The following is an 11807-nucleotide window of genomic DNA, read 5'->3' on the forward strand; positions in this document are numbered from 1 at the left end:
AGCTGCCAGAACGAGAAGAGCCAGCTGCAGAACAAGGAGCAGGCCCTGCGGATCCTCCGGGCCCGTCTGCTCGAGGCGGCCCAGGCCGCGGCGGACGCCGAGGCCTCGGACGCCCGCAGGTCCCAGATCCGCACCATGGACCGCTCGGAGCGGGTGCGCACCTACACCTTCCCCGAGAACCGGATCTCCGACCATCGCACCGGGTACAAGGCCTACAACCTCGATGCCGTGATGGACGGCGCGCTCGACGACGTGATCGGCTCCCTCGTGGACTCCGACCTCGCCGAACGACTCGAGTCGGTCGACGGGACGAGAGCGTGAGCCGGGTGCGCAGCCAGGCCGAGCGGCTCCTGGACGAGGCCACGGACACGCTGACGGCAGGAGGCGTGGCGTCGCCGCGGGTCGATGCCGAGATCCTGCTCGCCCACGTGACCGGGACGCCACGCGGTCTGCTCCTGACCGCACGGCCGCAGGGTCCCCAGGCGCAGGTGTACCGCGACATGGTCCAGGCGAGGGCTCGTCGGGTCCCGCTGCAGCACCTCACCGGGTCCGCCGGGTTCCGCTACGTCGACCTCGAGGTGGGCCCGGGGGTCTTCGTCCCGCGTCCCGAGACCGAGCTGCTCGCGGGGTGGGCCGTCGAGCAGGCGGCCGCCGTCGTCGCCGCGCGCGAGGAGCCGCCGGTGGTCGTCGACCTGTGCACCGGCTCCGGCGCCATCGCGTTGTCGATCGTGCACGAGGTGCCGCGGGCCCGCGTGCACGCCGTCGAGCTCGACGAGGCCGCGTACGGCTGGGCCGAGCGCAACCTGGGGGACACCGGCGTCGACCTCCGTCTCGGTGACGCCTTCGAGGCGTTCGCGGACCTCGACGGCACCGTCGACGTGGTCGTCTGCAACCCGCCGTACATCCCGCTCGAGGCCTGGGAGAGCGTCGCCCCCGAGGCACGCGACCACGACCCGTCGCTCGCGCTCTGGTCGGGCGACGACGGTCTCGACGCCATGCGTGCGCTCGAGCAGGCCGCGTGGCGGCTGCTGCGCCCGGGCGGCTCGGTCGGGGCCGAGCACGCCGACGCGCAGGGCGAGTCCGCCCCCGGTGTGTTCGCCCGACGTTGGTCCGACGTGCGTGACCACGTGGACCTCGCGGACCGGCCCCGCTTCCTCACCGCCCGTCGCCCCTGAGGCTCGCCCCGCCGACGGCGCTCCCGCCGTCGCCGCGGGTCCCGTGCGCTGCCGTGGGGGCCGTCCGCGACCGTCCGAACGGTCCGCTGCGCCGGGCCGTGTGACGTGACCCACGCCTTCCTGGCTCGTTCTCTTCCCCGAGAGGCCCTGAACTAGTACCTTCGTACAGGTATCATCTGCGGCGGTGAGGGAGGTCGGATGAGCGCGGACACGTCGGTGCCCCCAGGCGCGGCCTCCGGACGCCTGGCGCGCACCGCCACGGGCCTGCGTGCCTCCGGCAACGCCGGCCTCGAGACCTTCGGCGAGATGATCCTCCTCGGCCTCGGGTCCCTGCGCTTCGCCGTCGTCGACATCCTGCGCGGCCGGTTCGCCTGGCGCGAGTACGTCGAGCAGGCCTGGTTCATGACGCGCGTGGCCCTGCTGCCGACGATCCTCGTCGCGATCCCGTTCGGCGTGATCGTGGCGGTGCAGGTCGGTGCGGTCGCGTCGCAGATCGGTGCGGTCTCGTTCTCCGGGGCGGTCAACGGCATCGGCGTGCTCCGCCAGGGCGCGCCGCTCGTCACCTCGCTCCTCATGGCCGGAGCCGTCGGCTCGGCCATCTGTGCCCAGATCGGCTCGCAGACCGTGCGCGAGGAGATCGACGCCATGCGGGTCATGGGACTCAACCCGACGCAGCGCATCGTGGCACCGCGCATGGTCGCAGCGGTCACGGTCGGCCTGCTCCTCAACGTGGTGGTGGCCGCCACCGCCATGACCACCGGCTACGCGCTCAACGTCTGGTCCGGCGACGTCAGCTCGGGCACCTACATCGGGTCCTTCACGAGCTTCGCCCAGCCCTCCGACCTGCTGCTCGCCGAGGCCAAGGCCGCGATCTTCGGCTTCATCGCCACGATCGTGGCGTGCCACAAGGGTCTGTCGGCGCAGGGCGGCCCCAAGGGCGTCGCCGACGCCGTCAACGCCAGCGTGGTGATCAGCGTCATCGCCCTGGCCGTCGTCAACGTCGTGATCACCCAGGGCTACGTCATGCTCGTGCCGCAGAGGATGGCATGAGCGGCCTGGAACGCGCCGGCCGGCGCGCCATGGCGGCGCCGGGGAACGCGCTGGAGCTGATGGGGGCCCAGCTGACCTTCGCCGCGAAAGTGGTGGGGGCGATCCCCGCGACGCTGCGCACCTACCGGCTCGAGACGTTCAGGATCCTCTCCGACATCAGCTGGGGGACCGGTGCGCTGCTGGTGGGGGGCGGGACGGTCGGCGTCATGGTGCTGCTGTCCCTGTCGGCCGGGACCTCCCTGGGCATCGAGGGCTTCAACGGGCTGGAGACCATCGGCCTGGCACCTCTGACCGGCTTCGTGTCCGCGGTCGTGAACACGCGCGAGCTCGCCCCGCTCATCGCGGCGCTCGCCCTGGCCGCCCAGGTCGGCTGTCGCTTCACCGCACAGCTCGGATCGATGCGGGTGCACGAGGAGATCGACGCCCTCGCGGTCATGTCGGTCCCGCCCCTGCACTTCCTGGTCACCACCCGGCTCGTCGCGGCGATGGCGGCGATCCTTCCGCTCTACCTGATCGGGCTGGCGGGCTCGTACCTGGCGACCCAGCTCTCCGTCACGTTCATCTTCGGACAACCGCCGGGCACGTTCGAGCACTACTTCACCTCGTTCGTCGCCCTGCGCGACGTGCTGCTGTCGGTCGTGAAGATCCTGGTGTTCGCCGCTGCCGTGACGCTCATCCACTGCTGGTTCGGGTTCACCGCGAGCGGTGGGGCGCAGGGTGTCGGCGAGGCGACGGGCCGGGCGATCCGGGCCAGCATCGTCGTCGTGGTCCTGCTCGACATGGTGCTCACCCTGCTCTTCTGGGGCGGCGACCCCGGCGTCCGGATCGCGGGGTGATGCGGCGATGGACCTGACGACGATCGATCCCGACGACCCCGGCCGCGCGGTCCTCGTGCGCCGCGGCCTCGTGCTCGTGGTGCTCCTGGTGCTCGTGGGCGCGGCCCTGGCCGCGGTGTCGCGAGGTGCCCTGGCGGACGACACGACGGCGCACGCCCTCGTCGACGACGCCGGCGGGTCGCTCGTCCCGGGCTCGGACGTCAAGCTCGACGGCGTGATCGTCGGACGCGTCACCTCGATCACCCAGGAGCCGGGCACGACGGCCGACGGTGCCGACCCCTCGGTGCGGATCGACCTGCGCATCGACGAGCGGCACGCACGTGAGGTCCCGGCGCAGGTGACGGCGCGCGTGCTGCCCGCCACGGTGTTCGGCACGACCTACGTCGACCTGGTCCGACCCCGGAGCGAGCGCGGCGCCCTGCGAGCCGGTGCCGCCATCGAGCAGGCCCGGGACGCCGAGACGCTCGAGCTGCAGGACACGCTCGACAGCTCCTACCGCATCCTCACCGCCGTGGAGCCGGCCGAGCTGTCGGCCACCCTGGGTGCGCTCGCGACGGTGCTCGACGGCCGCGGCGACCAGCTCGGCGGCACGATCGAGACGGTCTCCGGCTACCTCGGCCGCCTGGAGCCCCGGCTGCCGCTGCTGCGCGAGGACCTCGAGCTGTTCGCGCAGAACATGACGACGCTGGCCGAGACGTCGCCGCAGCTGCTCGACGCCACGCGCAACGCGCTCGTGACGAGCCGCACGATCGTGCAGAAGCGGGCGCAGCTCACCACGCTCCTCGCCGGGAGCAACGCCCTCGTGGGCGAGGGGCGTCGGGCGCTCGACGCCGTCGGGGACCCGTTCGTCGAGGCGCTCGACGGTGCCGCGGTCGTGGTCGACGCCATGTACGACGAGCGCGCCGGTCTGCCCGACAGCTTCACCTCGTTCGTCGACTTCGCCGCCAAGCAGGCCGAGACGTTCTCGCAGGGCTCCTACATGTCGACGAACGTCTTCATCAAGACCGGCGACGACGCGCCGTACACCGCGTCGGACTGCCCCACCTACGGGACGGCCCGCGGCCCGCGGTGCGGTGGCACGCCGGGCTCGACCGGCAGCGGCACGAACACCGCGACGCCCGCCGACGACGCCCTGGTCGCCGAGCTCCGCGACATGCTCGACGAGCTGGAGGCCGCCCCCCAGGGTGGTGTCGCCGAGCTCCTCGGGCGCCCCTACCTGGAGGGCGGCGACCGATGAGGGCCACCGTCGTCAAGCTCGTCACCTTCGCCACCGTGTGCGTGCTCGTCCTCGTGGTGCTCGCGAACACGATGCTGAACAGGACGGAGGGGACCACCCGGACCTACGTGGCGGACTTCACCTCGGTCAGCGGGCTGCGCGTCGGCGACGACGTGCGCGCCGCCGGTGTCCGGGTCGGTCGCGTCGACGGCATCGAGCTCGTCGGTGGTGACACCGCCCGCGTGCGGGTGTCCGTGGGGGAGGGGCAGCGTCTGACCGACACCACGGGCATGGTGATCCGCTACCAGAACCTGCTCGGCCAGCGGTACCTGGCGCTGCTGCCCGGCCGTGAGCGGGGCACGGCCCTGGAGCCGGGCAGCGTCGTCCCGACGTCGCGCACGAGCCCCGGCTTCGACCTCACCGCGCTGCTCAACGGCTTCGAGCCGCTCTTCGAGACGCTCCGGCCCGAGGACGTGAACCAGCTCGCGGAGTCGGTGGTCAAGGTGCTCCAGGGGGAGGGCGGCACGGTGGAGAGCCTGCTCGACGAGACGGCGACGCTCACGCGCAACCTTGCCGACAAGGACGCGGTCGTCACCGACGTCCTCACCCACCTCACCCCGGTGCTCGAGAACCTCGTCGACCGCGAGGACGACCTCACCGCCACGGTCGGGGAGCTGCGGGCGCTGATGACCGGCCTGGCCGAGCAGCGCACCACGATCGGTGAGTCCATCGACGGCATCTCCGAGCTCTCCCGGGTCACGGCCGACCTCGTCGAGGACACCCGCCCCGACGTCGCCCGGGTGACGACGGCGCTGCGCACCACCGCGGCGCTGTTCGCCGACAACATGGGCGAGCTGCAGACCATGCTGGCCGCCGTGCCGACCGCCACCGGCGCGTTCGCCCGACCGATGTCCTACGGCACCTGGCTCAACATGTACATCTGCAACCTCGGGGTGGAGGTCGGTGGCGAGCTGATCAACCTCGGCTCCACCGACGGCCCCTACTCGGAGGTCTGCCGATGAGCGATCGACGGACGCACGCACGCCGCGTCGGCATGGTCGGGGTCGTCGGACTGGGGGTCCTCGGCCTGCTCGTCCTGGCGCTCAGCGTCATCCCGTTCGGCCAGCGCACGTACACGGCCGAGCTCGAGCACACGGCCGGCCTGCGGGTCGGCGAGGAGGTCCAGGTCGCCGGCGTCGGCGTGGGGGAGGTGACCGGGATCCGACTGGCGAAGGATCGCGTGGTCGTGACCTTCACCGCCGACCGCGACGTGCGGCTCGGTCGGTCCACGGGGGTCGCCGTCAAGGTCGCGACGCTGCTCGGGAGCCACTTCCTCGAGGTGGCACCGCGCGGCACCGGTGACCTCGCCGACGCCAGGATCCCGCTCGCGCGGACCTCGGTGCCCTACAACCTGCAGGACGTCGTCGACGCCTCGACCGACGCGCTGCAGACGCTCGACGCCGAGGGTCTGGCCCGCTCCATGAACGTCATGGCCGACGTGCTCGGTCGCACCCCCGACGAGACGAGGGCCGCGGTCGAGGGCGTGGCCGACCTCGCGCGCGTCGCGTCGCGGCGCAGCGACCAGCTGTCCCGTCTCCTGGCGGCCAGCAACGACGTGACGGGCACGCTCAACCGCAACGCCGACGCCGTGCTCGACCTGCTGGAGCAGTCGACGCTCGTGCTCGGCGAGCTGACCTCCCGTCGTGAGGTGATCGACCAGATGCTGTCCGACGCGCTGCGCATGGCCGTGCAGGTGCGCGGTCTGCTCGACGACACCGAGGAGGACCTCGACCCGATGCTGCGCGACCTCACCACCGCTCTCGACGGTCTCGAGGACGCCCGCGACGACGTGACGAAGGCCCTGTCGTCGTTGGCCACGATGACGAAGTACGTCGCCAACGCCTCGGGCAACGGACCCTGGCTCGACCTGCACGTGCCGGTCGCCATCAACGACAACCTCGCGTGCCTCGCGAGCCCGGACGAGTGCTCATGAGGACCCGACGGTGGTGGCGGGCCCTCCTGCCCGTGCTCGTGGTGGCGCTCGTGGCCCCGCTGCTCTCGAGCTGCGTCGGCTCCGGTGGCCGGACCGTGACCGTGCAGCTGCGCGACGCCGCAGGACTCTTCGAGGGCAACGACGTCGGCGTGCTGGGGGTGCGGGTCGGTGAGGTCGTCGAGGTGCGCCCCCGCGGCGGGCACGTCGACGTCACCCTGCGTCTGGACGACGGGATCGACGTCCCGGCCGACGCCGCCGCGGTGGTGGTGTCGCGGTCGGTCGCCACGGATCGCTACGTCGAGCTCACACCGGTCTACCGCGACGGAGCGACGCTGGGCGACGGCGACGTGATCCCCCTGGAACGGACGCGGACACCGGTCGAGTTCGACGAGCTGCTCTCGACGCTGGAGTCCACGTCGTCGGCCCTGGGCGCGGACGGTGGGGACGCGCTCAACGGCCTGCTGACGTCGTCGGCGGCCAACCTCGACGGGAACGGTGGCGCGATCCGCGACGGGCTGGCCGGGATGGCCGACGTGCTGGGCACCATCGACGCCCAGCTGGGCGACGTCGAGGGCACGATCACCGGGCTCGACCAGCTGACGACGGCGGTGGCGAACGACGACCAGGTGGTCCGGCAGTTCGTGGACCAGGTCGCCGAGGCCACCACGATGCTCGATGAGCAGCACGAGTCGATCGAGGCGACGTTCGACGCCGTCACGGCCATGGTGCGCGAGGTCGGCATCGTGGTGCGCGACCAGCGCGGGCGGATCAGCTCGCAGATGGACGACTTCGTGGCGCTCGCCCAGGACCTCGCCGACCACCAGGCCGAGTACCAGCAGCTCCTCGACACCGGCCCGCTCATGCTGCAGAACCTGGTCCGGGCGATCGACGAGAACGACCGGCTCAGCTTCCGCACCCGTCCGCTCGACCTCGTGCCCGGCAGGACGGTGGTCGCCGACCTCTGCGAGCGCGCGCCGCAGGACGCGTGCGAGCGACTGGGCCTGCTCGACCTCCCGCTGTGGACCGTCCTGCTGACGCTGGCGGGGGTGAGCGAGGGATGACCTCCTCGACGCGCCGCCTGGGCCGTGCCGTGGTGGGCGTGCTGCTGGCCGTGGCCCTGGCCGGGTGCAGCACCACGGCCTCGGACCTGCCGCTCCCCGGGAGCCGACTGGGCGGCGACTCCTACCCGTTGTCGGCGGAGTTCGACGACGCGCTCAACCTCGCGGTCGGCGCGCCGGTCAAGAGCGGCGGTGTGCTGGTCGGGCGCGTGCGGGAGATCTCGGTCCGTGACTTCCGGGCCCGCGTCACGATGGACGTGCTCGCGGACCGTCGGCTCCGTCAGGGCACCACGGTGCGGCTGCGCGCCACGACGCCGCTCGGTGAGCTCTTCGTCGACGTCGGCGAGGAGGGCGCGGACGGTCCGTTCCTGGCGCCGGGCTCCGTGCTGGCCGCGGGCGACGCGTCGAGCGCGCCCACCATCGAGGACACCATGTCGGCCGCCTCGATGCTCATCAACGGTGGTGGGCTCGGCCAGGTCCAGACCATCGTCGAGGAGGCCAACGCGGCACTCGGGGGCCGCGAACCGGCCGTGCGCACCGCGCTGCGCAGGATGGCGGGGACGGCGTCGGCCCTCAACGCCTCCGACGACGAGCTCGATGCCGCCCTCACCGCCCTGGCCGAGGTCTCGCGGGTCCTCGACGAGCGCGAGGACGTGGTCGACGCGGCCCTGACCGACCTTCGCCCGGCCGCCGAGGTCGTCCGGGAGAACACCGACGAGCTCGTGGACCTGCTCAGCGGGATCGACCGGCTCGGCGCCGACGTCGTGGACGTGGTCGGCCGCTCGCGCGACGACCTCACCACGGTGCTCGCCCAGGCGGGGCCGGTGTTCGAGTCGCTCAACACGACGGCGGACGAGTTCGAGCCGGGCCTGCGGACCCTCGTGGGCTTCTCGAGGCTCATCGACGAGGCGGTGCCGGCGGAGTACCTCAACACGTACCTGTACTTCCAGACCTCCGTGAGCGTCGGGCTGCCGTCGTTGCCAGGGGTGGGCGACCTCGACCTGCCGCGGATCGAGACCCCCGGGACGGACGGGCTGTCCGGGGACGGGCTGGTCGACGGGATCGAGTCGTTGGTCGGGTCGCTCCCGGGCCTCGGCCGCATCGTGCCCCCGAGCGGCGCCTCCTCGGGATCGGGCGCCGACGCCTCGAGCGGCGGCGGTCTCACCGGACTGGGTCTCGACGGACTGCTGGGAGCCGCGCGATGAGCCGTCCGATGCCCATGAGGTACCGCACGAGCGCGTTCGCGCTGCTCGCCGTGCTGGTCCTGGTCTCGATGCACCTCTACACCTCCGTCCTGGGCGGGACGGTCGGGCAGCGCCAGGATCGCGTGGAGGTCGACCTCGCCACGACCGGCGGTCTGTTCGAAGGGTCGGGCGTCACCTACCGCGGGGTGCGCATCGGGAAGGTCGACACAGTCCGCGCCCAGGGGTCCGGAGCCGTCGCGACCCTGTCGCTCGACCCCGGTGCCCAGGTCCCGGCCACGGCCAGGGCGGTCGTGCGCTCGCTCTCCCCGGCCGGTGAGCAGTTCCTCGACCTGCAGCCGGAGCAGCACCGCGCACCGTGGCTGGACGACGGCGACCGCATCGCGGCGTCGGCGACCACCACGCCGACGACGGTCGCACAGACCCTGCGCTCGGTCGACGACCTCATGTCCGACGTCGACACCGCCGCCCTGCGGACCACGCTGCGGGAGCTGCGCGTGGCCTTCGAGGACCCCGACGACCTGCGCCGTGTCCTCGACTCCGGCTCGCGGATCGTCGAGACCCTCGACCGCACGTGGCCGGAGACCGAGCGGCTCCTCGTCAACGGACGCACGGTGCTGCGGACAGGGGTGGACGTGGAGGACGAGTTCCGCGAGTTCGCGCGGTCCGCCGAGTCGTTCACCGCCTGGCTCGCCGACTACGACCCGACCCTCCGCACCAGCATCGAGACCCTCCCGGCGCGGGTCCAGGACCTGAGGGAGCTCACGTCGCTCGTCGCGCTCAAGCTGCCGCGGGTGCTCGACGAGATGATCGTCTTCGCCGACATGACGATCCCGCGCGACCAGCACCTGCGCGAGCTGCTCCGGGTGTTCCCCAGCGGGTTCGACCGGTTCGCCGAGGCCGTGAAGGGCGGGCGACTCCAGACCAACATGCTGGTCTCGCCCGGTGGGGTGTGCTCCTACGGCGTCGCCGACCCGAGCCCCAAGCATGCGGAGCGCCGGCCGATCGATCCGGACCGCTCGTGCCCGACGACGTTCGGGGGCCAGCAGCGCGGGTCGTCCAACGCGCCCCTGCCGCAGGACCGACGGTGACGACCTCGCGCGGCAGTGCCGTGGAACGCCTGTCGTCGGGCGGGGACCGGCGGGTGCGTGTCGTGGCCCTCGCGCTGGCGGTGGCGCTGCTTGCCTCGGTCGTCGGTGCGGCCTGGCTCGTCCTGTCCGGTCGCTCGGCACAGCAGCGTGCGGACGCCGCGGCGGAGGCCACGGCCGTGGCGCGCGACCGCGCCGTCCAGCTCACGAGCTACACCGGCGAGACCTTCGACGCCGACACGGCGTGGGCGCGCACCGGCGCGACCCCGCAGTTCGCGCGGGAGTACGCCGAGGCGAACGAGCCCGTCGCCCAGGTGGCGCGCCGGGTCGAGGCCCGTGCGGTCGGCGACGTCGTCGAGGCGGTCGGCAGGGCCGTCTCCGCCGACGAGGTCGAGGTGCTGCTGTTCGTCGACCAGACCATCACCCGCGGCAGCGACGGCACCCAGCGCACCGAGCGGAGCCGGGTGGTCATGACCATGGTCCGCCAGGACGGTGCCTGGCTGGTCGGCGACGTCGTGCTGCGCTGACCCGGCGCGCCGGGAGGTCCTCGGCGACGGGTGTGCTCGCAGGGCGTCCGCCTGCCGATAGGCTCCCGGACCATGGCAGTCGTCCTGGTCCACGCGGCCGCCTTCGCCTTCGGCGTGGGCTCGGCGATCCTGCCGATGTTCCTCAACGCCGAGATCTACGTGCTGAGCCTCGGCGCCCTCGTCGACAGCCGGTTCGACCTCGCCCTGGTCATCCTCACGCTCGGCGTCGGCACGGTGGTCGGCAAGGCGATCGTGTTCCAGCTGGTGCGCACCGGGTCCGCCCGCTACCGCAAGCAGGCCGAGCGCCGACCGCCGCGGAACCGGGTGACCGCGTGGCTGCGCCGTACCGGCGACCTCCTGCTCACCTGGCTCGACCGCCCCGTGGCCGGTGCGGCCACGGTGTTCCTGTCGGCGCTCGCCGCCGTGCCGCCGCTCGCGGTCGTGACGCTGCTCGCCCCGCTGTCCCGCCAGCGGCTCTGGGTCTTCCTCGCCATGGTCTTCCTGGGTCGGACCATCCAGTTCCTCGCCATCGCCTTCGTCATCCACGGTGTGCTGTGAGGCCCTGGGCAGACGGCGTGTCGGACGGCGTGGGCAGACCGCGTGGGCGCTGCGTCGGCGCTGGCGCGGCCGTTAGGGTGTCCCGGTGAGGTACGACTGCGCCGACGAGGAGACACGCCAGACCGGGATCGACGCCGCCCAGGGCGTGCTCGAGTCCGGTGAGCTGGTCGTGGTGCCCACCGACACGGTGTACGGGCTCGCCGCCGACGCGTTCTCGCCCGAGGCCGTGCAGCGCCTGCTCGACGCCAAGGGCCGGACGAGGCAGATGCCTCCGCCCGTGCTCGTGGGCGCCCCCACGACCCTCGAGGCGCTCGCCACCGACGTCCCCGGATGGCTCCGGTCCATGACCACCGAGCTCTGGCCCGGGCCGCTCACGATCATCTGCCGTCAGCAGCCGTCCCTCACGTGGGACCTGGGCGAGACGCACCACACCGTGGCCGTGCGGATGCCGGACCACCCCGTCGCGCTCACGCTGCTCAAGCAGACGGGCCCGCTCGCGGTGAGCAGCGCGAACCTCACCGGCGAGCCCGCCGCCGTCACCGTCGACGACGCCGAGCGCATGCTGGGCGACGCGGTGGCCGTCTACCTCGACGCCGGGACCAGCCCCGGCGGCACCGCCTCCACGATCCTCGACGTGACCGGCAGCTCGCCACGCATCCTGCGCGAGGGACCGGTCACCCTCGACGTCCTCCACCGCTACAACAACACCGTGGAGCCGTTCGGTGCGTGAGTACCTCGTCGTCTTCGGGGTCGCCCTCGGGGTGACCTACCTCCTCGCCTCGATCGCGCGGATGCTCGCGGTGCGCTTCGGGGCCGTGGCCCGCGTGCGCGACCGCGACGTCCACGCCATCCCCACCCCGTACTTCGGCGGCCCCGCGATGCTCGGCGGGCTCGTGTCGGCCTACCTCGTGGCGACCCACCTGCCGTTCCTGTCGCGCAACGACGACGCGGTCTTCGGCGACGCCCAGGCGGTCATCGTCGGGGGAGCGGTGATCTGCGTCGTGGGCGTGATCGACGACCTGTTCGAGCTCGACGCCCTCAGCAAGTTCGCCGGCCAGGTGCTCGCCGGGGTCGTGGTGGTGGCCATGGGGGTGCAGTTCCTGT

The 11807-nt window shown here is 72.6% G+C and carries 13 protein-coding genes and 1 pseudogene; all 14 read left to right on the plus strand.

Annotation, left to right across the window (positions count from 1 at the left end; genetic code table 11):
* A partial coding sequence (locus ASF38_RS19410; RefSeq protein WP_304438659.1) for a peptide chain release factor-like protein occupies window positions 1-321 on the plus strand: 321 nt, incomplete at its 5' end.
* Window positions 318-1175, plus strand: a complete 858-nt coding sequence (gene prmC / locus ASF38_RS13720) for a peptide chain release factor N(5)-glutamine methyltransferase (RefSeq protein ID WP_369815204.1) — start codon at window positions 318-320, stop codon at window positions 1173-1175. The genes ASF38_RS19410 and prmC, both read left to right, overlap by 4 nt.
* Window positions 1176-1373: 198 nt before the next feature.
* Window positions 1374-2225, plus strand: a complete 852-nt coding sequence (locus ASF38_RS13725; protein WP_082480767.1) for an ABC transporter permease — start codon at window positions 1374-1376, stop codon at window positions 2223-2225.
* Window positions 2222-3061, plus strand: a complete 840-nt coding sequence (locus ASF38_RS13730) for an ABC transporter permease (RefSeq protein WP_055966944.1) — start codon at window positions 2222-2224, stop codon at window positions 3059-3061. Before ASF38_RS13725 ends, ASF38_RS13730 begins: the two co-directional genes overlap by 4 nt.
* 7 nt (window positions 3062-3068) lie before the next feature.
* On the plus strand, window positions 3069-4298 hold the full coding sequence (locus ASF38_RS13735) for an MCE family protein (protein WP_056576703.1): 1230 nt from the start codon (window positions 3069-3071) through the stop codon (window positions 4296-4298).
* Window positions 4295-5299, plus strand: coding sequence for an MCE family protein (locus ASF38_RS13740; protein ID WP_056576705.1), 1005 nt, complete (start codon window positions 4295-4297; stop codon window positions 5297-5299). Before ASF38_RS13735 ends, ASF38_RS13740 begins: the two co-directional genes overlap by 4 nt.
* Window positions 5296-6270 carry an MCE family protein gene (locus tag ASF38_RS13745; RefSeq protein ID WP_056553936.1) on the plus strand — a complete coding sequence of 325 codons (975 nt, stop codon included), beginning with the start codon at window positions 5296-5298 and terminating at the stop codon, window positions 6268-6270. Before ASF38_RS13740 ends, ASF38_RS13745 begins: the two co-directional genes overlap by 4 nt.
* Window positions 6267-7331, plus strand: coding sequence for an MCE family protein (locus ASF38_RS13750; protein ID WP_055966958.1), 1065 nt, complete (start codon window positions 6267-6269; stop codon window positions 7329-7331). The genes ASF38_RS13745 and ASF38_RS13750 overlap by 4 nt, the downstream gene beginning before the upstream one ends.
* Window positions 7328-8533: an MCE family protein gene (locus ASF38_RS13755; protein ID WP_056576708.1), complete on the plus strand. Its 1206-nt coding sequence runs from the start codon at window positions 7328-7330 to the stop codon at window positions 8531-8533. Before ASF38_RS13750 ends, ASF38_RS13755 begins: the two co-directional genes overlap by 4 nt.
* Window positions 8530-9621 carry an MCE family protein gene (locus tag ASF38_RS13760; RefSeq protein WP_082480768.1) on the plus strand — a complete coding sequence of 364 codons (1092 nt, stop codon included), beginning with the start codon at window positions 8530-8532 and terminating at the stop codon, window positions 9619-9621. Before ASF38_RS13755 ends, ASF38_RS13760 begins: the two co-directional genes overlap by 4 nt.
* The gene (locus tag ASF38_RS13765; protein ID WP_055966969.1) at window positions 9618-10145 is read left to right on the plus strand and encodes a hypothetical protein; all 528 of its coding nucleotides are present in this window, start codon (window positions 9618-9620) and stop codon (window positions 10143-10145) included. The genes ASF38_RS13760 and ASF38_RS13765 overlap by 4 nt, the downstream gene beginning before the upstream one ends.
* Window positions 10146-10217: 72 nt before the next feature.
* A complete protein-coding gene (locus ASF38_RS13770; RefSeq protein ID WP_055966973.1) occupies window positions 10218-10703 on the plus strand; it encodes a VTT domain-containing protein in 486 nt (161 codons plus the stop codon).
* Window positions 10704-10788: 85 nt separating this feature from the next.
* On the plus strand, window positions 10789-11433 hold the full coding sequence (locus ASF38_RS13775; RefSeq protein WP_055966975.1) for an L-threonylcarbamoyladenylate synthase: 645 nt from the start codon (window positions 10789-10791) through the stop codon (window positions 11431-11433).
* A pseudogene (locus ASF38_RS19415) lies at window positions 11426-11807 on the plus strand (undecaprenyl/decaprenyl-phosphate alpha-N-acetylglucosaminyl 1-phosphate transferase); the annotation flags it as partial. The gene ASF38_RS13775 and the pseudogene ASF38_RS19415, both read left to right, overlap by 8 nt.

The sequence above is a fragment of the Aeromicrobium sp. Leaf272 genome, from assembly GCF_001422865.1.
GTDB lineage: Bacteria > Actinomycetota > Actinomycetes > Propionibacteriales > Nocardioidaceae > Aeromicrobium.